Source organism: Proteus sp. fly-1089 (assembly GCF_040138965.1).
Lineage (GTDB): Bacteria > Pseudomonadota > Gammaproteobacteria > Enterobacterales > Enterobacteriaceae > Proteus > Proteus vulgaris_B.
This window is the reverse complement of record NZ_JBEETS010000010.1, coordinates 31,651-53,344: the sequence shown is the minus strand read 5'-3', so window position 1 is coordinate 53,344 and position 21,694 is coordinate 31,651. Positions and strand designations below refer to the sequence as shown.

The window sequence follows — 21,694 nt, the reverse complement described above, 5'->3', positions numbered from 1 at the left end:
AGTGCGATATCTATTTTCGCTATTTTTCGGTTTAGCGGTGTTAATCACCGCTGGCTGCGGTTTTCACTTACAAGGGAAAACTCAGGTTCCAGCAGAATTAAAAACGCTTTATCTTAGCTCTGGTGACCCTTATGGCCCATTATCTCGTGTAATGCGTCAACAACTCAGACTTAGTGATGTTCAGCTTGTTGAAAATCCAACAGCCGATATCCCTATTCTCAAAATTGTGGGTTCGTCAGAGAGTAAAGAGACCGTTTCTGTGTATCAAGACGGTAAATCAGCAGAACGTCAGCTAACATTTGTGCTAGATGCGCAAGTGATTATGCCAGATGGAACGATTTACCCTATTTCATCACAGGTTTCACGCCCATTCTTCGATAACCCATTAGAGGCATTAGCAAAAGATGCTGAGAATGACATTATCAAGCAAGAAATGCGTGAACAAGCAACAGCAATATTAGTGCGTAAACTATTGGTTGTTCATAATGCTGAACGCCAAAAAGCCGCACAAGCTGAGCAAGCAAAACAGATAATATCTCCGGCCAAATGATCCGCTTATATCCAGAACAACTGAATGCGCAGCTCCAAGAGGGGCTGCGCCAAAGTTATCTACTCTGGGGCAATGAACCTCTATTGCTCCAAGAGTCTCAAGATACCATCCAATCCGTTGCTAAAGCCCAAGGATTTATTGAACACTATCAATTTACTCTTGATAATAATACGGACTGGAATGAAATTTACTCCCTCTGTCAATCGCTAAGCCTTTTTTCTCAAAGACAATCTATTTTGCTTCATTTACCTGATAGTGGTCCTAATGCAGCTATGTCAGAGAAACTCACAAGGTTATCTCAAGAGTTGCATCAAGATTTATTATTGATTTTACGTGGCAATAAACTAACCAAGGCTCAAGAAAACAGTGAATGGTTTAAAACATTAAGCCAGAATGGAACATATGTTTCTTGTCTCACACCTGAACTTGATAAATTGCCTAATTGGGTTTCTCGTCGAGCAAAACAAAAAGGATTAGTGCTGGATGAACAAGGTAACCAACTACTTTGCTACTGCTATGAAGGTAATTTGCTCGCATTAGCACAGGCGATAGAGCGTCTTTCCCTACTTTATCCTGATGGTAAATTGACATTACCTAGAGTAGAAGCTGCTGTTAATGACGCTTCACATTTTACCCCTTATCACTGGGTTGATGCATTGCTTGCAGGTAAAACACAACGCGCATGGCATATTTTACAACAACTCAAAAGAGAAGATAGCGAACCTGTTATTTTGCTCAGAACGTTACAACGTGAGTTAATGCAATTAATTACGCTGCACCGAGAATCTAAAACTGCCGCGTTAAAAACTATTTTTGATAAACATCGAATTTGGCAAAACCGACGTCCAATTTTTATAGCAGCATTACAACGTTTATCTGAGCATCAACTGCTAACTGCAATACGGTTATTAGCCAGTATTGAAATGACTATTAAACAAGATTATGGTCAAACTGTTTGGCCATCTCTTAGCGCATTAGGCTTATTGCTTTGTGGGAAAGCATTACCAGAAGGATTTGTAAATTATGCCTAAAAATAATGATCCTACACCTTTAATTAATCAAGCTATCGCCTTATATGGTGGCACATTTGATCCAATTCATTATGGGCATTTACGCCCTGTTGAAGCACTTTCAGGATTAATTGGTTTAAAAGAAGTGGTGTGGCTACCCAATAATATTCCTCCTCATCGCCCACAGCCTGAAGCATCTTCTCAGCAACGCCTTGATATGGTACGTCTTGCTCTTGAGACATATTCTTCATTTAAAGTGGATACTCGTGAGCTTGAGAAGCCAACACCTTCTTATACTATTGAGACATTAAGAGACTTCAGACAAGAAATTGGTAATAAACAACCTTTAGCATTTATTATTGGTCAGGATTCATTACTTTCGATTAATACGTGGCATCAATGGGAAAAGCTATTAGATGTATGCCATTTGTTAGTTTGCGCTCGCCCGGGTTATCAAACTCATTTCGAGTCAGCCCAAATGCAGGAGTGGCTAAAAAAACATCAAACCAATCAACAAGAAGATATTCATTGCCTACCTTCTGGCAAAATTTTTCTGGCTGATACGCCTCTTTATAATATTTCAGCAACAGATATTCGTGCTCGCCATAAAGCAGGATTAGATTGTCACGATTTGCTACCAAGTTCTGTCGAAGACTATATTCGCCAGCAACAACTCTATAAATAATTAAAGCTAAAGTTGCTCTCTTAAATAATTAAAAGCGAACGGATAAGGTGAAAAATAGCGTTGATGGCTCAAATACTCATTAGGATAAATGGCTAACCAATATTTGAGTAAATCATAAGGTTTAGATAAAGGCACGATACCTTGACGATATTGTAAAATTGTCTGCGCCATCTCTTGTTTTTGTTGTGAGCTTAGATTTCGCTTAAAATACCCTGCCATATGCATTAACGCATTAGTTTGCCCTTCTCTATTTGCAGCAACACTAAATGCCTTCATTAGCTTTTCCTGATATTTCGATGCAACTTGTTCAAGGGGAATAGCATCAGAAAAATTAGCAATGTCACGTCCCAATTCTCGATAAGCCACTAGTGAATAAGCCATAATTAAATATTTATATCGGCTATGAAATTTAACTAAAGCCCCTTTAGTTAATGATTGATTAACCTGTTTTTGGTAATCAAACAGTGTGAAAAATCGGGTCAGAAAATGGTCAAGAACAATAGGCTGTAAAAGTTGATCAATATTTAATTGAGGTAAAGTAAAATTCGGGGGTGAGGAAAGGCTGTCTCCTTTTTTTCCAACATAACCATAAAGTGGCAACAGATTATCTCTATTTTGAGCATCTATCTGCATAATGCTTATCTTTTCCGCCTGAACCGTGTCACAAAGCAATGCTAACTTTTCTTGCAATTGGTGATTGGAGTTACTCATAATTTCTGAAGATATCCCGAGATAATTCACTTTTCTTTCCATTCTTTTTCTCTCCAATTAAAAAGTCTGAGCATTACACGGTATAATCTGAAGCTAACAAAGTAAAAACACATCTAATTAGGTGCTTGATGAGCATTGACAGACGATGTTTAGCTGTTATTCTCACCCTCTGTTCCCTTAAGGGAACTGTAAGGTAAAACTGTCGTCTAACTGAAAAGTCCTTATATGCCTTCTTTTTATTATTGATTATGACGCAGTTAATGGGCATACATGAATTTTTCTAAATCAAACGTCGAAAAACAAAAGAATGAGGTTTATGTTCTTGTTATCGCTAACTGGAATTACTCATCGAGTAAAATAGATTTATTGGTATAAATTCCTTTAAAATAGCGTTCATACTCTAAATAATTCGAAGTACAGTAAAACGACAAGTAAATGGTCACTAAAGGCAGACAAAAATCTGCAACTAGTACAAATAAACCTAGTCAACAATACTGCAAACTGATGTATAACGAGTATAGTATTTTTCGATTGAATTAACTCATTAGATTAAAGGTGATCCTTTTGCAAGGTTCTGAATTACAACAATTTATTATTGATAAACTTGAAGATTCTAAAGCTCAAGACATCATTGCATTAGATGTCCGTGGAAAATCAAGTGTAACGGATTACATGATTATTTGCACAGGTACATCAAGCAGACATCTTATGTCTGTTGCAGATAATCTCGTTGATGATTGTCGCGAAGCGGGATTACAACCTTTAGGTGTGGAAGGACAAGGTGTTTCTGATTGGATTGTCGTCGATCTTGGTGAAGCCATGGTACACGTAATGCAAGAAGATAGCCGTCGTATGTACGAACTTGAAAAACTCTGGAGCTGAGTTTGAAATTACAGCTCATTGCCGTTGGTACAAAAATGCCGGACTGGATACAGACCGGCTTTATGGATTATCTTAATCGATTTCCCAAAGACATGCCTTTAGAACTTATTGAGATACCCGCAGGTAAACGCGGAAAGAATGCCGATATTAAGCGCATTCTCGAAAAAGAAGGCGAACAAATGTTAGCGACTGTGGGTAAAGGAAATCGTATTGTCACTCTTGATATTCCTGGCGCTCGCTGGGATACGCCAAAACTTGCAGAACAACTTGATCGATGGAAGCTTGATGGTAGAAATGTCAGCTTATTAATTGGTGGCCCTGAAGGATTAGCACCTGCTTGTAAAGCTGCAGCTGAGCAAAGCTGGTCTTTATCTCCTTTAACAATGCCACACCCCCTTGTTCGTGTCGTGGTTGCAGAAAGCCTTTATCGAGCATGGAGTATTACGACAAACCATCCTTATCATCGTGAATAATCAATAAATTGGCGGGTCAGTAAGTGAAGTCAAATGGGATGAAGAGAAAAAAACGTACCCCGTTTCGAGATTATACTGCGGAATCAAAATTATTTATCCGCCGTGTGATCGTCGCATTTTCAGTAATTATCATATTAAGTGGTATTTTGGTTTTTAACCTCAATCACTTACAAATCGCTCGCCATGACGATTATCAAACACGTTCAAATGATAACCGAATTAAACTCGTCCCAATTGCACCTAGTCGTGGCATTATTTATGATCGCAAAGGGATCCCTCTTGCGCTCAATCGGACTATCTACCAGTTAGAAGTCGTACCTGAAAAGGTAACAAACTTACAAGAAACACTTGAAAGTTTGAGAGAGGTTGTTGACTTAACTGATGAAGATATCGCAGCTTTTGAAAAAGAACGTAAGCGCTCTCGTCGATTTAGCTCTATTCCCTTAAAAACCACACTTAGCCAAGTGCAAGTTGCGCGTTTTGCTATCAATCAATATCGTTATCCGGGCTTAGAAATCAAAGGTTATCAACGCCGTTATTATCCTTATGGTTCAGCATTAACACATGTAATTGGTTATGTTGCAAAAATTAACGATAAAGATGTTGAACGACTTGATAAAGAAGGTTTGTCACCTAACTACGCCGCTACTCATGATATCGGTAAATTAGGTATTGAACGTTATTATGAGTCTGTATTACACGGAACAACGGGCTATGAAGAAGTTGAAGTCAATAGCCGTGGTCGCGTTATTCGCCAATTACATGAACAACCACCACAAGCAGGTAAAGATATTTACCTTACCGTTGATCTTGAATTACAGACCTATATTGAAACATTACTTACCACAAGCCGGGCTGCTGTTGTAGTGACTGATCCTCGCAATGGTGAAATTTTAGCCCTTGTATCAAACCCAAGTTATGATCCGAACTTATTTGTGGGCGGTATTTCTAATACTGATTATCAAGGATTACTAAATAATCCTGATAGACCACTAATAAATCGAACAACGCAAGGCCTCTATCCTCCAGCCTCAACGGTTAAACCCTTTATGTCTGTTGCTGCATTAAGTGAAGGGGTTATCACCGCGAATACAACTATTCACGATCCTGGCTGGTGGCAACTTCCTGGCTCTGAAAAACGCTATCGTGACTGGAAACGCTGGGGGCATGGTAAACTCAACGTTACCAAGTCCATTGTTGAGTCTGCAGATACATTTTTCTATCAAGTTGCTTATGATATGGGAATCGATCGTATATCAACTTGGATGGGCCGATTTGGCTATGGCGAATACACCGGAATCGATCTATCCGAAGAGCGTAATGGCATCATGCCAACGCGTGAGTGGAAACAGCAACGTTATAAAAAACCTTGGTATCAAGGTGACACGATCCCTGTAGGGATTGGTCAAGGTTATTGGACCGCAACGCCAATTCAAATGGCAAAAGCTTTAATGACATTGATTAATGATGGTCAAGTTAAAACTCCTCACCTACTTTACGGTACGAAACTTGGTAATGAAATGTTGCCTTATATTGATACCGAAACCCGTCAAATTGGTGATATTAACTCTGGCTATTGGGAATTAGCAAAACATGGTATGTATGGCGTGGCTAACTTCCCTAATGGTACAGGTCGCCGAAGTTTTGCTGATGCTCCTTATAAAGTAGCAGCTAAATCAGGAACTGCGCAGGTGTTTAGTTATGAAACATACAATGCTAGCCAATTGGCTGAACATCTTCGTGACCACAAACTGATGATTGCCTTTGCGCCTTATGATAAGCCGACTGTTGCTATAGCAATTATTTTAGAAAATGGTGGTGCTGGCCCTTCTGTCGGTGATATTACAAGACAAATTCTTGACCACATTCTCCTAGGTGATAACAACACAGTGTTACCTGATTCGCCACCTGCTCCACGCGGTTCAGAGGAATAATCATTATGACTGAAAATAATAAGAAAAAATCCTTCTGGACTCGAGTCCATATCGACCCTTTATTCTTGCTCTGTATTATTGCTTTATTGGGATACAGCGCATTTATTATGTGGAGTGCAAGTGGCCAAGATCCAGAAATGATGCAACGCAAATTAGGTCAGATTGGTATGGGTTTTATGATCATGATAGTCATGGCTCAAATCCCACCACGGGTCTATGAAAGCTGGGCTCCACATCTCTATTTCTTTTGCGTTATTTTGCTTATTCTTGTTGATGTCTTTGGTCAAATAAGTAAAGGTGCTCAACGTTGGCTAGATTTAGGTATTGTACGTTTTCAACCTTCAGAAATTGCTAAAATTGCCGTGCCATTAATGGTCGCACGATTTATGAACCGCGATATCTGCCCGCCTACGTTGCGTAATACTGCTATTGCTTTGGTACTCATTTTTGTACCAACGTTATTAGTCGCAGCACAGCCAGATTTAGGAACATCCATTCTTGTCGCTGCATCCGGTTTATTTGTTCTTTTTCTCGCGGGAATGAGTTGGCGCCTTATCACTGTAGCCATAGTTCTTGTTGCTGCTTTTATCCCTATACTCTGGTTTTTCCTTATGCATGATTACCAACAAGCTAGGGTAATGATGCTACTTGACCCTGAATCTGATCCACTCGGCGCAGGATATCATATCATCCAATCTAAAATTGCCATTGGTTCTGGCGGATTACATGGAAAAGGATGGTTACAAGGCACGCAATCTCAATTAGAATTCTTACCAGAGCGCCATACAGACTTTATTTTTGCTGTATTGGCTGAAGAACTCGGATTAATTGGTGTTTTGATACTGCTAGCTCTTTACATACTCTTAATTGCGCGAGGCCTTTACCTTGCAACGAAAGCACAAAATACATTTGGTAGAGTAATGATTGGCGGATTAATGTTAATCTTCTTTGTCTATGTCTTTGTCAACATAGGAATGGTGAGTGGTATTCTTCCTGTTGTTGGTGTTCCGTTACCGCTAATGAGTTATGGAGGCTCTGCCCTAATTGTCTTAATGGCAGGATTTGGCATTGTTATGTCTATTCATACACACCGAAAACTATTATCGAAAAGTTTATAATGAGGTTTCTATGCGTCTGCAATGGGTTTTGGTAGGTATCAGTGCATTGCTACTTTCAGGATGTGTTGTTGATAAGCAGAACACAAATAAACAGCCTGCACCATTACCCAATGTGCCAGCTCAACGTGTTCTTGGTGCTGAACCTCGTTATGAGCCTTATCACCCAACAGCAAATCAAGATTACCGAAAAAATGGTATGATCTATCGTATTGTGACTGATCCTGCAAACTTTAGTGAGCGAGGAGAAGCTATTGTTTATGATAGCTTAGCTATGAGTCGTTTAACGACTATTGGTGAACGTGTCAATCCTTATGAATTTGCAGCCGCACATCCTACATTACCCATACCAAGTTATGTAAAAATCACAAACTTACTCAATGGGCGCACAATGGTTGTCAGGATCAATGACCGTGGCCCTTACGTCAACGGTAAACAAATCCAAGTCACTCCCGCTGTTTCTGATAGTTTGCGTTTAATGCCAACAACACCATTGCAAATTGAAGGAATTGTTGTCGATCAAAATGGCTATATGAGTGGTATTGGTACACATGGGGCTCAAATTGAGAAGAAAACAACAGCTTTACCCGAACGCCCTAATTTTAATGCTCAATCAACAACATCTACGCCATTAACAACATCAACACCTGCTAATATGCCTATTGAGCCACCAGCACAACCGGAAGCAAAAATTACAGCTCCAGCTCCAGCTCCAGCTCCAGCTCCAGCTCCAGCTCCAGTATTACTATCAAACTCCATAGCACAAGGCTTTTATGTGCAAGTTGGCGCACTTAGTAATGAAAATAATGCTCAGTTTTGGCTCAATGATTTATTGTCATCATTTGGTACTCAAGGCGTGATTAATAAAACAGATGGACTATATAAGGTACAACTCGGCCCTTATTCCTCAAAAGATCAAGCCGAAGCAATAAAAAATAAGCTGAAACAAGTTAAAGATATCTCTGGGTTTATTATTACCCAATAAAGGTAAGATGACGTAAAATCCTTTTTATATCAGCAAATTCAAGCGTAGAATCGCCTGGTTTTGCTGATATTTTATTTATTAGCCCCTATTTTCCCCTGAATTTTCGGATTAAACAACAGAATGAAACAGACACTCCCAGCTAAATTACTAAGAACGAGCCTATTAAGTGCCACTTTTGCTTTATTGACAGTAACGCATCAAAGCTTGGCTGATGATTCACTAAAAACAATGATACCCGCTGTTCCTAATATCGAAGCCGAATCTTATATTCTTATTGATTATAATTCTGGGAAAGTGCTGGCTGAAATGAATGCCGATGTTCGTCGTGATCCTGCGAGTTTAACCAAAATGATGACCAGTTATGTTATTGGGCAATCTATTCGTGCAGGCAAAATTACTAATAACGATATCGTGCCAATTGGTGAAGAAGCATGGGCAACGGGCAATCCTATTTTTCGTGGCTCCTCTTTAATGTTTTTAAAACCTGGCGACCAAGTTACTGTCGCACAATTAACCCGTGGCATTAATTTGCAATCAGGTAATGATGCTTGTGTGGCAATGGCCTCTTATGTCGCCGGTAGCCAAGATACATTTGTCACCATGATGAATGATTACGTTAAACGTCTTGGTTTAAAAAACACCCAATTTCAAACAGTTCATGGACTTGATGCTCCTGGGCAATATAGCTCTGCTCGTGATATGGCGTTAATTGGTGCAGCATTAATTCGTGATGTACCTGACGAATATGCCATCTACAAAGAGAAAGAGTATACCTATAACAATATCCGCCAAACAAACCGAAATGGATTGTTATGGGATAGCAGTTTAAATGTGGATGGTATTAAAACAGGTCACACTTCCTCAGCAGGTTATAACTTAGTTGCCTCTGCAACTGAAGGTAATATGCGCTTAATTTCAGCTGTAATGGGTGGTCATTCATCTAAAGGTCGTGATGCTGAAAGTAAAAAACTGCTGACTTGGGGTTTTCGCTTTTTTGAAACAGTAAAACCACTACAAGTAGGTAAAGAGTTCGCAGCTGAACCAATTTGGTACGGTGAAACAGATAAAGTACAATTAGGCGTAGATAAAGATGTTTATTTAACTATTCCTCGTGGTCGATTAAAAGATTTAAAAGCAAGCTATGTCCTTGATAATGTAGAATTACATGCCCCAGTCACTAAAAACCAAGTTGTTGGAACCATTAATTTCCAACTTGATGGGCAAATTATTGAGCAACGTCCACTCGTGGTGATGAATGAAGTAAAAGAAGGTGGCTTCTTTAGCCGCATTATCGATTACATCAAATTATTATTCTCACACTGGTTTGGCTAAGACTTGAAAAAGGTAAATGTGGCCACATATAACTTATATATGGATATTGGCATAAACACACTTACCATTCCCCTATTTACCCTAATTACCAGTATCGCATTCCTTAATTATTAGGGAATGCGCTTTTTATTTGTCAAGATTAGGTGTAGATATAGATAATTAAAACAACAGTGTCTGTTGTCTTAAGGAATTACATTATGATGAAAACAAAATTAAATGAACTGTTAGAGTTCCCATGTTCTTTCACTTATAAAGTGATGGGTCATGCAAAACCAGAATTAGTGGATCAAGTCGTTGAAGTTATTCAACGCCACGCACCCGGTGATTATACTCCTTCTGTAAAACCAAGCAGTAAAGGCAATTACCATTCAGTTTCTATTACGATCAATGCAACCCATATCGATCAAGTAGAAACACTGTATAAAGAGTTAGGCGAGCTTGAACTCGTTCGTATGGTTCTATAATCTCTTCATTTAAAATGATGAATTTTTCAAAAGCGCCTTTCACTCAGGCGCTTTTTCTTATCTTAATTACGTTCATTTTCCTCTCCTCTTCGGAAAAAAAACATCTCAATCTGGTAGTTCATTTACTGGGGCGTTATACTGCTCTTCACAATTACGCTACAAATGAAGATTTTCACGGTGCAAGACAAAACAATCATTATTCGCCAATTAGGTGTGAAACCCTACTTACCGGTTTCTGATTCTATGCATCAGTTTACGGAGAAACGGGAAAGTCACACGCCTGATGAAATATGGCTCGTTCAGCATGAACAAGTTTTTACTCAAGGCCAAGCAGGTAAAGCTGAACACTTATTAAACACAGGAACTATTCCTGTTATTCAATCTGATCGTGGTGGTCAGGTGACTTATCATGGCCCTGGTCAACAAATCATGTATGTTTTAGTGGATTTAAAACGTAACCATATTGGTGTTCGACAACTAGTCACAGCACTTGAAAATACCGTTATTGATACGCTAGCGGAATTTAATGTAGAGGCCTATGCTCGCGCTGATGCACCGGGCGTATATGTGAAAGGCGATAAAATCTGTTCATTAGGGCTACGTATTCGTAAAGGTTGCTCCTTTCATGGTTTAGCCCTCAATATCGATATGGATTTATCACCTTTTTCACGAATAAATCCTTGTGGTTATTCTGATCTGAAAATGACACAGTTAATTGATTTTGCTCCTAATACGACAACGATACAGGTAGCACCATTATTAGTTAAGCATTTTTGTACACAACTAGGATTCCAACCACAGTAATAAAAATGCTATAATTTTTTTAACATTTGTCATTTTTTTTTAAAACCCTGATTACCTCAGTCACATCGTGTTAATCACTCTAGATAACTGGAACTGGCACAATTATGAGTAAACCTATTCAGATGGAACGCGGAGTTAAATATCGCGACGCCGATAAAATGGCACTTATTCCTGTTAAAACAGTCGCTACAGAACGTGAACAACTGCTACGCAAACCTGATTGGATGAAAATAAAGCTGCCCGCTGATTCAAGTAAAATTCAGGGCATCAAAGCGGCAATGCGTAAAAATGGTCTTCATTCTGTATGCGAAGAGGCATCTTGTCCTAACCTCGCAGAGTGTTTTAATCATGGAACAGCAACCTTTATGATCTTGGGCGCAATCTGTACACGCCGTTGCCCATTTTGTGATGTAGCACATGGCCGACCAAATGCTCCTGACCCACAAGAGCCAGAGAAACTCGCACAAACTATTAAAGATATGGGATTACGCTATGTCGTTATCACCTCAGTAGACCGTGATGACTTGCGTGATGGCGGTGCTCAGCATTTTGCAGATTGTATCTCCGCTATTCGTGCAAAGAATCCTACTATTCGTATTGAAACACTAGTACCTGATTTCCGTGGTCGTATGGATAAAGCACTTGAGATCCTTACAGACACTCCACCAGATGTCTTTAACCATAACTTAGAGAATGTACCTCGCGTTTATCGTCAAGTACGCCCTGGTGCTAACTATCAATGGTCATTAACGCTATTAGAACGCTTTAAACAAGCACACCCTGAAATTCCAACAAAATCAGGCCTGATGGTAGGTCTTGGGGAAACCAACGAAGAAATTATTGACGTTATGCGTGATCTGCGCAAACATGGGGTAACGATGCTGACATTAGGGCAATATTTACAACCAAGTCGTCACCATCTTCCTGTTCAACGCTACGTCAGTCCTGACGAGTTTGAATATATGAAAGAACAAGCACTTGCAATGGGCTTTACCCATGCGGCTTGTGGGCCTTTTGTTCGCTCATCTTATCATGCCGACCTTCAAGCTCAGGGGATTGAGGTTAAATAACAATTAATCTCTTATGCTTAACATTGCAATTGCTGTATTTATAGGTGGTGGCTTAGGTAGCGTATTACGCTGGCTAATTAGCTACCGCCTAAATTCTATTTTTCCTCATTTTGCCACAGGCACCTTTGTTGCTAACTGCATTGGTGCATTTATTATTGCCTTTGGTATCGCTTGGTTTAGCAAAGCACCACATATTGATCCTATTTGGAAAATTATGCTGACAACAGGCTTTTGTGGCGGTCTGACAACTTTTTCAACCTTTTCGGTTGAAGTGGTTGCTCTCTTAACCGAAGGGAAAATTGGATGGGCATTAAGCACTATGGGGGCTAACTTAGCGGGTTCATTTTTAATGACAGCATTTGCATTTTGGTTATTACGTGAAATGTAATATTAGAGCCATAATAGCCTATTAAATAATAGGTTTAGTTCTAGAAATATAAACCCCATTAAAAACGAGTTTGCTATATAAAATATAAAAACCCGTTAATAACGGGTTTTTACTGTCTCAAAGAAGTCGTTAATTAGATAGCGACAACGTTTGCAGCAGATGGCCCTTTCGCGCCGTCAGTAACTTCAAACTCTACTTTTTGACCTTCAGCAAGGGTTTTAAAGCCTTCTGATGTAATAGCGGAAAAGTGTACAAATACATCTTTGCTGCCATCTTCTGGAGTGATAAAACCAAAACCTTTAGTTTCGTTAAACCACTTAACGTTACCTTTTAATTTAGACATCAAGTTTACCTTTAAAATAGAAAATAAACGCAAGCGTTTTGCGTTGGCTATAGTAAAACAAAAATGATGATTCCCTGTCCACAGTCTAGATCACGAAACTCACATTTTTTTTCTGCCAAATGATTAATATTCAGACAAATCCCATGACTTAACGCATAGTTCACTTAAGAAACAATACTTAATACTTACAATCTGAACTATTCATCAATCTCTACTTTTTCATATCGAAGTAGCCAACGCTTAATATCTAATCCACCAGTGTAACCGACTAACTTACCGTTATGACCAATAACACGATGACAAGGAATAATTAAAGAAATCGGATTTCGTGAATTTGCCATTCCGACCGCCCTGCAATAATTGACTGAACCTAATGTAAGTGCCAATTTTTTATAACTCCAAATTTCACCATAAGGGATCGTTTGTAATGATTTCCAAACTCGACTTTGAAATTCTGTTCCTTTTGGCGTCAGTGGCACAGAAAAGGCGGTACGTTTACCCGCAAAATACTCTTTTAGTTGTTTTATGCATTGATTAATTACGGGGCTTGAATTCACAGCAACATCTTTGTCATTTACAAAATAGAGGCTGGTGATCCCTTTTTCATTGGCTGTAATAGAGATATAAGGTTTTGGGAAGCCAACAGGTGTATCGAGATAGTCTTGGTACATAATATTTTCTCTATTGATTTGTCTGTAACACTAAGAGTAAATCATGCTTGATTGATAAAGCAATCATCTAATTACTTGTATATCTAATAAAAATGGATCAATAACGCGGTCAAAAAATAAAATTAGTGCGCTAACTGTTTAATTTTAATGATAATCATTATCAAAACACAAAAACACCATATATTGTGTGGTTGAAAATAAATAACTCTATATATAGTATTTAAGTACTTCTCATTATGGATGTGAAAACAGACGCATCCATATTTTTATAAGGGTTATTTTTATGTCTGTTATCCTCTATACCAAACCGAATTGTGTTCAATGTAGTGCCACAGAACGCGCATTAAAACAGAAAAATATTCCGTTTGTTGCTGTTGATCTCACACAAGATACACAAGCCTTAGCTCAAATAGTTTCTATGGGATATCGCCAAGTTCCCGTTGTTGTTCATGGTGACCAACACTGGTCAGGTTTCTGCCCTGATAAGATAAGACAGATTACGCTCTAAAGGAGCTTTTCATGCAAACTGCACCTTTGATCTATTTTTCAAGTCGCTCAGAAAACTGCCATCGCTTTGTGCAAAAGCTTAATTTACAAGCGACTAGGATTATTGAAGATGAAATATTACTTGCAACACAACCATTCGTGTTGCTTTGCCCTACTTATGGCGGCGGCGGTACTAAAGGTGCAGTTCCTAAAGCGGTTATTCAGTTTTTAAATATTCCTGAAAACCGCCAATTAATACGCGGTGTTATTGCTTCTGGAAATACAAATTTTGGTGCAGCTTATGGATTGGCTGGCAACATCATTGCACAAAAATGCCGAATCCCTTTTTTATATCGATTTGAGCTATTAGGCACACCAGAAGATGTAAAACGTGTAAAGACTGGTTTAAGTACGTTTTGGTCAAACCTAGCAGACCACTGCGTTACGAGATAATTAATATGACACAACCAATAGAACAACTTGATTACCATGCCTTAAACGCCATGCTAAATCTGTATGATGAGCAAGGTAATATTCAGTTTGATAAAGACAAATTAGCGACACATCACTTTTTTCGCCAACATGTAAATCAAAACACGGTATTTTTTCATGATCTAAAAGAAAAACTCGAGTTTTTAGTACAGCAACACTATTACGAAGCGCAAGTATTAGAACAATATGAATTTGCCTTTATCAAACAGTTATTCAAACATGCTTATAGCAAAAAATTTCGCTTTCAATCTTTTTTAGGCGCTTTTAAATACTATACCAGTTACACCTTAAAAACCTTTGATGGAGAACGTTACCTTGAACGCTATGAAGATCGCGTCTGTATGGTAGCGCTTACTCTTGCACAGGGTAATACCGACCTAGCCATTCATCTCGTTGATGAAATTATTAGTGGTCGTTTCCAACCCGCAACACCAACTTTCCTAAATTGTGGAAAACAACAGCGTGGTGAATTGGTTTCCTGCTTTCTATTGCGTATAGAAGATAATATGGAATCTATCGGCCGATCGGTCAATTCCGCATTACAGCTCTCTAAACGTGGAGGTGGTGTCGCATTTCTACTCACTAATTTACGTGAAGCAGGCGCACCCATTAAACGTATAGAAAATCAATCCTCTGGCGTCGTTCCGGTTATGAAAATGCTTGAAGATGCGTTTTCCTATGCAAACCAATTAGGAGCAAGACAAGGTGCCGGTGCTGTTTATCTTCATGCTCACCATCCTGATATTTATCATTTTCTTGACACCAAAAGAGAAAATGCAGACGAAAAAGTTAGGATCAAAACCCTCTCTTTAGGTGTAGTGATCCCAGATATCACATTTGAATTAGCGAAACGCAATGAAGATATGTATCTATTCTCACCTTATGATGTAGAACGTGTTTATGGCGTACCTATGTCAGAAATCAGTGTTAGCGAAAAATACAGTGAGATGGTAAATAATGCACAAATACGTAAAAAGAAAATAAAAGCGAGAGAGTTCTTTCAAACATTAGCCGAAATTCAATTCGAGTCAGGCTATCCTTATATCATGTTTGAAGATGCGGTAAACCGTGCAAATCCTATCGCGGGTAGAATTAATATGAGCAATCTCTGCTCTGAAATTTTACAAGTCAACAGCGCGAGCGAATATCACCCAGACTTAAGCTATCGCCATATCGGTCATGATATCAGTTGTAACTTAGGCTCTATGAATATTGCTATGGCAATGGACTCTCCTAACTTTGCGCATACCGTTAGCACTGCAATTAGGGCATTAAGCAATGTCTCTGAAATGACGAAAATTGAGTCTGTTCCTTCTATTGAAAAAGGTAATCTCGCTTCTCATGCGATTGGTTTAGGGCAAATGAATTTACATGGCTATTTAGCGCGTGAAGGTATTTATTACGGCTCCGAAGAAGCATTAGATTTCACTAATATCTATTTTTATACCGTCACTTATTATGCGTTATTAGCTTCAAACCAATTAGCCATTGAAAAGAAACAACACTTTAAAGGTTTTGAGAACTCAAAATACGCAACAGGTGAATACTTTAATAAGTATGTATCACAACAATGGCTACCAAAAACACAAAAAGTCCACCAGTTGTTTAGTCAATCGAATATTCATATTCCTACACAAGAAGATTGGCAAACACTCAAGCAGTCTATTATGACGCATGGGATCTACAACCAAAACTTACAAGCGATACCACCTACTGGGTCCATTTCCTATATAAATCATTCCACATCAAGCATTCACCCTATTGCTGCCCCAATAGAAATTAGGAAAGAAGGCAAGATTGGACGAGTTTATTACCCGGCCCCATTTATGACTAATGAAAATCGCCACTATTATCAAGATGCGTATGAAATTGGTGCAGAAAAGATTATCGACACCTATGCAGAAGCTTCACAACATATCGATCAAGGCTTATCACTAACATTATTTTTTTCGGATGAAGCCACAACAAGAGATATTAATAAAGCACAAATCTATGCCTGGCGTAAGGGAATTAAAACCTTGTATTACATTCGTATCCGACAATCCGCATTAGCAGGCACTGAAATAAAAGGCTGTGTTTCGTGCGCACTTTAATAATTACAATAAGGAGAACATAGCATGCCATCACCTTTATTAAGTCATGTTAATGCGATTAACTGGAATCGTATTGAAGATGAAAAAGATTTAGAGGTTTGGAACCGTTTAACCATGAATTTTTGGTTACCTGAAAAAATTCCACTCTCTAATGATATTCCTTCATGGAACACATTAACTCAAGCCGAAAAACAGCTCACTATTCGTGTTTTTACTGGGTTAACGTTACTGGACACTATCCAAAATACAGTAGGTGCGCCAACATTGATGCCTGATGCACTCACGCCTCATGAAGAAGCCGTGTTATCTAATATCTGTTTTATGGAAGCGGTTCATGCTCGCTCTTACAGCTCGATATTTTCTACACTCTGCTTAACAACCGATGTCGATGAAGCATACCGTTGGAGTGAGGAAAATCCTTACTTACAAAAGAAAGCAGAAATTATTTTGCGTTATTATCAAGATGAAGATCCTTTAAAGAAAAAAATCGCCAGCGTATTTTTAGAATCCTTTTTATTTTATTCAGGATTCTATTTACCAATGTATTGGTCAAGCCGAGGAAAACTAACCAATACAGCTGATTTAATTCGGCTCATTATTCGTGATGAAGCCGTTCATGGTTATTATATTGGTTATAAATTTCAAAATCAGTTATTAAATAAATCCGAATTAGAGAAGCAAGATATTAAAGATTTTGCATTCTCATTATTATTAGATTTATATGACAATGAAGTTAAATATACTGAAGATCTTTATGATACTGTTGGTTGGACTGAGGATGTAAAAAAATTCCTTCATTATAATGCAAATAAAGCATTAATGAATTTAGGTTATGAAGCATTATTCCCTGATGAAATAACAAATGTTAGTGCTGCGATCCTTTCATCATTGTCACCAGATGCTAATGAAAATCACGATTTCTTTTCTGGCTCTGGTTCATCTTATGTTATTGGAAAAACCATTAATACTGAAGATGATGATTGGGATTTTTAATACGAAATAACACGATTAAATGTATTAAAGACAACACAATACATTCAATTTAATTATATATTTAAATTTTTACGTAACACACTGAAAAATAAACATTAATTTTCAGTGTGCTTTTATTTGCTTAATAAATAATCTAATTGATTGATTTTTACCGTTTGATTTATTCAAATAATCAATTTTTTACGAATGGTTTTAGCTTATTTAAAATATCCAAGCCAATAATAAGCTAAAAATCATTACATTTTCTAATGTATATTGATTTTTTTTCATTTATTTTTTCCTTACTTTTTCCTCAATTCAGTTATTTAATGTCCCTTTTTATTGATATCCTAATCAAAATAATAATATCTTTAAAAATAATTGTATTTCAGTAAGTTAAAAGAAAAATTATCTTTTAGTAAAAAAGTTTTATTTCACTTTATTTAATTATTAATCATTATAAAAATAAAGGAAAAACACCTTAATTTTTTAGTTAATTATAATTAACATAGGGTTGTCAGATGCAATCATTGTGGTAGGGTAATTCCCTTACTAAAAATCTTATTTAGGAAAATAACAATACTTATTTAATTAAATTTAATTTATTCCTTTCATTATTTAAATAGGAAATAATATATTGCATGGCAATTAAACTCGAAGTAAAAAATCTCTATAAAGTATTTGGCGAGCACCCAAAACGAGCCTTTGAATTATTAAAATCTGGTATGAATAAAGATCAGATTTTTGATAAAACAGGTTTAACCGTAGGTGTTCAAAATGCAAATCTGGCAATTGAAGAAGGCGAAATATTTGTCATCATGGGATTATCTGGTTCAGGTAAATCCACCCTAGTCCGCCTTCTCAATCGTCTGATCTCTCCTACAAAGGGAGAGGTGCTTATTGATGGTGAAAATATTGCCACCATGTCTGATAAAGAATTACGGCAAGTTCGACGTAAAAAAATCAGTATGGTGTTTCAGTCATTCGCCTTAATGCCACATATGAATGTGCTTGATAACACAGCTTTCGGAATGGATCTCGCGGGATTAAGCAAAGACGAACGCTATAAAAAAGCAATGGATGCGTTAGAGCAAGTCAACCTTGGTAGTTATGCAAACTCATGGCCTGATGAGCTTTCTGGTGGGATGCGTCAACGTATTGGCCTTGCTCGCGCACTTGCCAATGATCCCGATATCTTGTTAATGGATGAGGCTTTTTCGGCACTTGATCCATTAATTCGCACTGAAATGCAAGATGAATTATTGAGCTTACAAGGCGATAAACAACGTACTATTGTGTTTATTTCTCATGACCTCGATGAAGCCATGCGTATAGGTGATCGCATTGCCATTATGCAAGGCGGGGTCGTCGTTCAAATCGGCACACCCGATGAAATACTAAATAATCCGGCTAATGATTATGTACGCACATTCTTCCGTGGAGTTGATATTAGTCATGTATTTAGTGCAAAAGATATAGCCAAACGTCGCCCTGAAACCTTATTGCATGTTGCTCCTGGTTTCGGTCCTCGCTCAGCATTAAAAGTGCTTGAAGATGAAGATAGAAATTTTGGTTATCTCATTGAACGTGGTAGGAAGTTTATCGGTATTGTTTCTGTGAATTCTCTCGAAGAAGCTCTAAAAAATAAACAACCTATTGAATCAGCCATTTTATCGGAACCTTGCGCTATTAATGGTGATACACCATTAAATGAGCTGATTTCTACTGTTGCACAATCTCCCTGTGCTATTCCTGTTATTGATGAAAAAAACCGTTATATAGGTTTAATTTCTAAAGGAATGTTACTACAAGCACTGGATAAGGAGACGCCAAATGAGTAATACAAAAAATCAAGATACGGTTTTGGATACAACGATCCAAGAAACCGCAACAAGCGAGACTACACAAGAGACAACCCATAGCGTAAATGATGATCCTTGGGCTACAACCGATACCAGTACAACAGAAAGTGATCCTTGGAGTAGTGCTGACAGTTCATCAGCAGATGCCGATCCATGGGGAGCTGGCAGTGGTAGTGATAATATTGATACATCATCCGCAGGAAGTGATTGGTTAGATGCAACACCTACTGATGTTACGCCAGATACTTTTAATCTTATGGATCCCTTTCACAATACACTGATCCCTTTGGATTCGTGGGTTACCGATGCAATTGACTGGATAGTGTTGCACTTTCGTCCTGTGTTCCAAGGTATTCGTGTCCCCGTTGATTTTGTGTTAAGTGGCTTTGAAAATTTCTTAACCTCAATGCCAGCACCAGTTGCCATTATTCTATTTTCACTGATTGCATGGCAACTTTCAGGCAAAGTGATGGGCATCACCTCGTTTATTTCATTGATATTGATTGGTGCGATTGGCGCTTGGTCTGAAGCAATGGTTACGCTTGCGTTAGTGCTGACCTCTTTACTGTTCTGTTTAATTATCGGCCTTCCCTTAGGAATATGGCTTGCGAATAGTGATAAAGCATCAAAAATTGTACGACCTTTGCTGGATGCCATGCAGACAACCCCTGCATTTGTTTACTTAGTGCCTATCGTAATGCTATTTGGGATTGGTAATGTGCCAGGTGTTGTAGTCACTATTATTTTTGCTTTGCCACCTATTGTGAGACTGACCATTTTAGGGATCAAACAAGTTCCTGAAGATTTAATTGAAGCAGCCCAATCGTTTGGGGCAAACCCACGACAAATGTTATTTAAAGTGCAATTACCTCTCGCCATGCCAACGATTATGGCTGGTGTAAACCAAACCTTGATGTTAGCACTTTCAATGGTTGTTATTGCGTCAATGATAGCCGTTGGTGGGTTAGGTCAAATGGTATTGCGTGGTATTGGTCGCCTTGATATGGGACTTGCTGCTGTAGGGGGTGCCGGTATTGTTATTCTCGCGATTATTCTTGACCGATTAACGCAATCATTAGGTCAGAATAGCCGCCATAAAGGCAACCGATGCTGGTATATGACAGGGCCTATTGGTTTAATTTGCCGACTATTTGGCAAAAAAGCATCGTAATAACTATTTTTAACATTAATTAAAAATCTATAAAGAACATCACGTTCAATCAATATAAGAAATAGAGGCGACAGTTCGCTGTCGTTATTTATCTCTTACCATCACAACAGAAGGAAAAACTATGCGTAATCCAGTTATCTGGGCAACCGTATTGTCCGCCACACTGATAAGCACCCAGTTATCCGCTGCTGATTTACCCGGAAAAGGGATTTCGGTTCAACCTGTGCAAAGTACGATTTCGGAAGAAACGTTTCAAACCTTAATCGTCAACAAAGCACTCGAACAATTAGGCTACACAGTTCAACCGATCAAAGAAGTCGATTACAACGTTGCTTATTCCTCTATCGCCAACGGTGATGCCACTTTTATGGCAGTAAGTTGGGTTCCACTTCATAACTCACAATATGAAGCTGCGGGCGGCGACAACACCTTTTATCGCAAAGGTGATTATGTGGTTAATGCTGCTCAAGGTTATTTAATCGATAAGAAAACCGCTGAAAAATATAACATCACCAATATTGAGCAATTTAAAGATCCTAAAATCGCCAAACTCTTTGATGCCAATGGTGATGGTACAGCCGATTTAACAGGTTGTAACCCTGGCTGGGGATGTGAAGAAGCTATCAATAATCACTTAAAAGCCTATGATTTAGAAAAATCGGTTACACATAACCAAGGTAACTACGCGGCTATGATGGCAGATACCATTACTCGCTACAAAGAAGGTAAACCTATTTTTTATTACACATGGACACCATATTGGATAAGTGATGTGTTAAAACCGGGTAAAGATGTTGTTTGGTTACAAGTGCCATTTTCATCTTTACCTGGTGATGATAAAACAGACACCACATTAGCAAATGGTAAAAACTATGGTTTCCCACCAAGTACCATGCATATTGCAGCAAATAAAAAGTGGGCTGAAGAAAATCCTGCGGCTGCAAAACTCTTTGAAGTCATGAAAGTATCTGTTGCCGATATCAATGCGCAAAACTTACGTATGCATAATGGCCAAAAATCACAAGCAGATATTGAACGTCATGCAAATGCGTGGATCAAAGCCCATCAAAAAACTTTTGATGGTTGGATTGAACAAGCTCAAGCAGCTGCAAAATAATCAATAAATAATCTTAATTTAAGATTATCACAAAACAGGTCACACTCTTGTGTGCCTGTTTTTGTTTATAAAAAACTAAATTTA

At 38.3% G+C, this 21,694-nt stretch carries 23 protein-coding genes; 20 read left to right on the top strand and 3 right to left on the bottom strand.

The features are described 5' to 3' along the window. Position 1: 1 nt before the first annotated feature. Genes lptE through nadD form a run of 3 tightly spaced genes read left to right on the top strand, consistent with a single transcriptional unit; the run spans position 2 to position 2,245 of the window. The gene (gene lptE, locus ABN080_RS17290) at positions 2-550 is read left to right on the top strand and encodes an LPS assembly lipoprotein LptE (RefSeq protein ID WP_349441618.1); all 549 of its coding nucleotides are present in this window, start codon (positions 2-4) and stop codon (positions 548-550) included. After that, positions 547-1,581, top strand: a complete 1,035-nt coding sequence (gene holA / locus ABN080_RS17285; RefSeq protein WP_349441617.1) for a DNA polymerase III subunit delta — start codon at positions 547-549, stop codon at positions 1,579-1,581. Before lptE ends, holA begins: the two co-directional genes overlap by 4 nt. Next, positions 1,574-2,245, top strand: coding sequence for a nicotinate-nucleotide adenylyltransferase (gene nadD, locus ABN080_RS17280; RefSeq protein ID WP_349441616.1), 672 nt, complete (start codon positions 1,574-1,576; stop codon positions 2,243-2,245). The genes holA and nadD overlap by 8 nt, the downstream gene beginning before the upstream one ends. A gap of 6 nt (positions 2,246-2,251) precedes the next feature. On the opposite strand, the gene ABN080_RS17275 is transcribed toward nadD, so the two are convergent. After that, a complete protein-coding gene (locus tag ABN080_RS17275; protein ID WP_349441615.1) occupies positions 2,252-2,998 on the bottom strand; it encodes a YbgA family protein in 747 nt (248 codons plus the stop codon). 513 nt (positions 2,999-3,511) lie between these two features. Here ABN080_RS17275 and rsfS point away from each other — a divergent pair. From rsfS to crcB, 10 genes are all read left to right on the top strand, one after another. Next, positions 3,512-3,838 (top strand): ribosome silencing factor, encoded by a 327-nt coding sequence (rsfS, locus tag ABN080_RS17270; RefSeq protein ID WP_006537732.1) that lies wholly within the window; start codon positions 3,512-3,514, stop codon positions 3,836-3,838. Between the two features lie 2 nt (positions 3,839-3,840). Next, on the top strand, positions 3,841-4,311 hold the full coding sequence (rlmH, locus tag ABN080_RS17265) for a 23S rRNA (pseudouridine(1915)-N(3))-methyltransferase RlmH (RefSeq protein WP_072070247.1): 471 nt from the start codon (positions 3,841-3,843) through the stop codon (positions 4,309-4,311). A 38-nt stretch (positions 4,312-4,349) separates the two neighbouring features. Then, the gene (gene mrdA / locus ABN080_RS17260; RefSeq protein ID WP_072070248.1) at positions 4,350-6,245 is read left to right on the top strand and encodes a peptidoglycan DD-transpeptidase MrdA; all 1,896 of its coding nucleotides are present in this window, start codon (positions 4,350-4,352) and stop codon (positions 6,243-6,245) included. 5 nt (positions 6,246-6,250) lie between these two features. Continuing rightward, a complete protein-coding gene (gene mrdB / locus ABN080_RS17255; RefSeq protein ID WP_072070249.1) occupies positions 6,251-7,363 on the top strand; it encodes a peptidoglycan glycosyltransferase MrdB in 1,113 nt (370 codons plus the stop codon). Between the two features lie 10 nt (positions 7,364-7,373). After that, positions 7,374-8,345, top strand: a complete 972-nt coding sequence (gene rlpA, locus ABN080_RS17250) for an endolytic peptidoglycan transglycosylase RlpA (RefSeq protein ID WP_349441614.1) — start codon at positions 7,374-7,376, stop codon at positions 8,343-8,345. 120 nt (positions 8,346-8,465) lie between these two features. Next, the gene (gene dacA, locus ABN080_RS17245; protein ID WP_072070251.1) at positions 8,466-9,677 is read left to right on the top strand and encodes a D-alanyl-D-alanine carboxypeptidase DacA; all 1,212 of its coding nucleotides are present in this window, start codon (positions 8,466-8,468) and stop codon (positions 9,675-9,677) included. A 200-nt stretch (positions 9,678-9,877) separates the two neighbouring features. Then, a complete protein-coding gene (ybeD, locus tag ABN080_RS17240; protein WP_036912266.1) occupies positions 9,878-10,141 on the top strand; it encodes a DUF493 family protein YbeD in 264 nt (87 codons plus the stop codon). Positions 10,142-10,303: 162 nt separating this feature from the next. After that, positions 10,304-10,945: a lipoyl(octanoyl) transferase LipB gene (gene lipB, locus ABN080_RS17235; protein ID WP_196553452.1), complete on the top strand. Its 642-nt coding sequence runs from the start codon at positions 10,304-10,306 to the stop codon at positions 10,943-10,945. A 104-nt stretch (positions 10,946-11,049) separates the two neighbouring features. Beyond that, positions 11,050-12,015: a lipoyl synthase gene (lipA, locus tag ABN080_RS17230; RefSeq protein WP_349441613.1), complete on the top strand. Its 966-nt coding sequence runs from the start codon at positions 11,050-11,052 to the stop codon at positions 12,013-12,015. Positions 12,016-12,028: 13 nt separating this feature from the next. Then, positions 12,029-12,403: a fluoride efflux transporter CrcB gene (gene crcB, locus ABN080_RS17225; RefSeq protein WP_072070253.1), complete on the top strand. Its 375-nt coding sequence runs from the start codon at positions 12,029-12,031 to the stop codon at positions 12,401-12,403. Positions 12,404-12,536: 133 nt separating this feature from the next. Here crcB and cspE read toward each other — a convergent pair whose 3' ends face one another. Together cspE and ABN080_RS17215 are read right to left on the bottom strand one after the other, a co-directional pair. Further along, positions 12,537-12,746 (bottom strand): transcription antiterminator/RNA stability regulator CspE, encoded by a 210-nt coding sequence (gene cspE / locus ABN080_RS17220; protein WP_023581133.1) that lies wholly within the window; start codon positions 12,744-12,746, stop codon positions 12,537-12,539. A 197-nt stretch (positions 12,747-12,943) separates the two neighbouring features. Beyond that, positions 12,944-13,417: a methylated-DNA--[protein]-cysteine S-methyltransferase gene (locus tag ABN080_RS17215; RefSeq protein WP_349441612.1), complete on the bottom strand. Its 474-nt coding sequence runs from the start codon at positions 13,415-13,417 to the stop codon at positions 12,944-12,946. 283 nt (positions 13,418-13,700) lie between these two features. On the opposite strand from ABN080_RS17215, the gene ABN080_RS17210 reads away from it, so the two are divergent. From ABN080_RS17210 to proX, 7 genes are all read left to right on the top strand, one after another. Continuing rightward, positions 13,701-13,925 carry a glutaredoxin family protein gene (locus ABN080_RS17210; RefSeq protein WP_072070255.1) on the top strand — a complete coding sequence of 75 codons (225 nt, stop codon included), beginning with the start codon at positions 13,701-13,703 and terminating at the stop codon, positions 13,923-13,925. Positions 13,926-13,936: 11 nt separating this feature from the next. After that, positions 13,937-14,356, top strand: a complete 420-nt coding sequence (gene nrdI, locus ABN080_RS17205) for a class Ib ribonucleoside-diphosphate reductase assembly flavoprotein NrdI (protein WP_349441611.1) — start codon at positions 13,937-13,939, stop codon at positions 14,354-14,356. 5 nt (positions 14,357-14,361) lie between these two features. Next, positions 14,362-16,488 (top strand): class 1b ribonucleoside-diphosphate reductase subunit alpha, encoded by a 2,127-nt coding sequence (gene nrdE / locus ABN080_RS17200; protein WP_349441610.1) that lies wholly within the window; start codon positions 14,362-14,364, stop codon positions 16,486-16,488. Between the two features lie 24 nt (positions 16,489-16,512). Beyond that, positions 16,513-17,481 carry a class 1b ribonucleoside-diphosphate reductase subunit beta gene (nrdF, locus tag ABN080_RS17195; protein WP_349441609.1) on the top strand — a complete coding sequence of 323 codons (969 nt, stop codon included), beginning with the start codon at positions 16,513-16,515 and terminating at the stop codon, positions 17,479-17,481. Positions 17,482-18,101: 620 nt separating this feature from the next. Next, positions 18,102-19,301: a glycine betaine/L-proline ABC transporter ATP-binding protein ProV gene (proV, locus tag ABN080_RS17190; protein ID WP_109409502.1), complete on the top strand. Its 1,200-nt coding sequence runs from the start codon at positions 18,102-18,104 to the stop codon at positions 19,299-19,301. Beyond that, positions 19,294-20,493, top strand: a complete 1,200-nt coding sequence (proW, locus tag ABN080_RS17185; RefSeq protein ID WP_349441608.1) for a glycine betaine/L-proline ABC transporter permease ProW — start codon at positions 19,294-19,296, stop codon at positions 20,491-20,493. The genes proV and proW overlap by 8 nt, the downstream gene beginning before the upstream one ends. 121 nt (positions 20,494-20,614) lie before the next feature. Then, complete coding sequence (proX, locus tag ABN080_RS17180; RefSeq protein WP_340895532.1) at positions 20,615-21,610, top strand: glycine betaine/L-proline ABC transporter substrate-binding protein ProX; 996 nt, start codon at positions 20,615-20,617, stop codon at positions 21,608-21,610. Positions 21,611-21,694 lie beyond the last annotated feature (84 nt).

Excerpts from the sequence above, each read along its gene's own strand:
- holA (WP_349441617.1), top strand. The coding sequence starts at position 547 with ATGATCCGCTTATATCCAGAACAACTGAATGCGCAGCTCCAAGAGGGG.
- nadD (WP_349441616.1), top strand. The coding sequence starts at position 1,574 with ATGCCTAAAAATAATGATCCTACACCTTTAATTAATCAAGCTATCGCC.
- ABN080_RS17275 (WP_349441615.1), bottom strand. The coding sequence starts at position 2,998 with ATGGAAAGAAAAGTGAATTATCTCGGGATATCTTCAGAAATTATGAGT.
- mrdA (WP_072070248.1), top strand. The coding sequence starts at position 4,350 with ATGAAGAGAAAAAAACGTACCCCGTTTCGAGATTATACTGCGGAATCA.
- mrdB (WP_072070249.1), top strand. The coding sequence starts at position 6,251 with ATGACTGAAAATAATAAGAAAAAATCCTTCTGGACTCGAGTCCATATC.
- rlpA (WP_349441614.1), top strand. The coding sequence starts at position 7,374 with ATGCGTCTGCAATGGGTTTTGGTAGGTATCAGTGCATTGCTACTTTCA.
- dacA (WP_072070251.1), top strand. The coding sequence starts at position 8,466 with ATGAAACAGACACTCCCAGCTAAATTACTAAGAACGAGCCTATTAAGT.
- ybeD (WP_036912266.1), top strand. The coding sequence starts at position 9,878 with ATGAAAACAAAATTAAATGAACTGTTAGAGTTCCCATGTTCTTTCACT.
- lipB (WP_196553452.1), top strand. The coding sequence starts at position 10,304 with ATGAAGATTTTCACGGTGCAAGACAAAACAATCATTATTCGCCAATTA.
- lipA (WP_349441613.1), top strand. The coding sequence starts at position 11,050 with ATGAGTAAACCTATTCAGATGGAACGCGGAGTTAAATATCGCGACGCC.
- crcB (WP_072070253.1), top strand. The coding sequence starts at position 12,029 with ATGCTTAACATTGCAATTGCTGTATTTATAGGTGGTGGCTTAGGTAGC.
- cspE (WP_023581133.1), bottom strand. The coding sequence starts at position 12,746 with ATGTCTAAATTAAAAGGTAACGTTAAGTGGTTTAACGAAACTAAAGGT.
- ABN080_RS17215 (WP_349441612.1), bottom strand. The coding sequence starts at position 13,417 with ATGTACCAAGACTATCTCGATACACCTGTTGGCTTCCCAAAACCTTAT.
- ABN080_RS17210 (WP_072070255.1), top strand. The coding sequence starts at position 13,701 with ATGTCTGTTATCCTCTATACCAAACCGAATTGTGTTCAATGTAGTGCC.
- nrdI (WP_349441611.1), top strand. The coding sequence starts at position 13,937 with ATGCAAACTGCACCTTTGATCTATTTTTCAAGTCGCTCAGAAAACTGC.
- nrdE (WP_349441610.1), top strand. The coding sequence starts at position 14,362 with ATGACACAACCAATAGAACAACTTGATTACCATGCCTTAAACGCCATG.
- nrdF (WP_349441609.1), top strand. The coding sequence starts at position 16,513 with ATGCCATCACCTTTATTAAGTCATGTTAATGCGATTAACTGGAATCGT.
- proV (WP_109409502.1), top strand. The coding sequence starts at position 18,102 with ATGGCAATTAAACTCGAAGTAAAAAATCTCTATAAAGTATTTGGCGAG.
- proW (WP_349441608.1), top strand. The coding sequence starts at position 19,294 with ATGAGTAATACAAAAAATCAAGATACGGTTTTGGATACAACGATCCAA.
- proX (WP_340895532.1), top strand. The coding sequence starts at position 20,615 with ATGCGTAATCCAGTTATCTGGGCAACCGTATTGTCCGCCACACTGATA.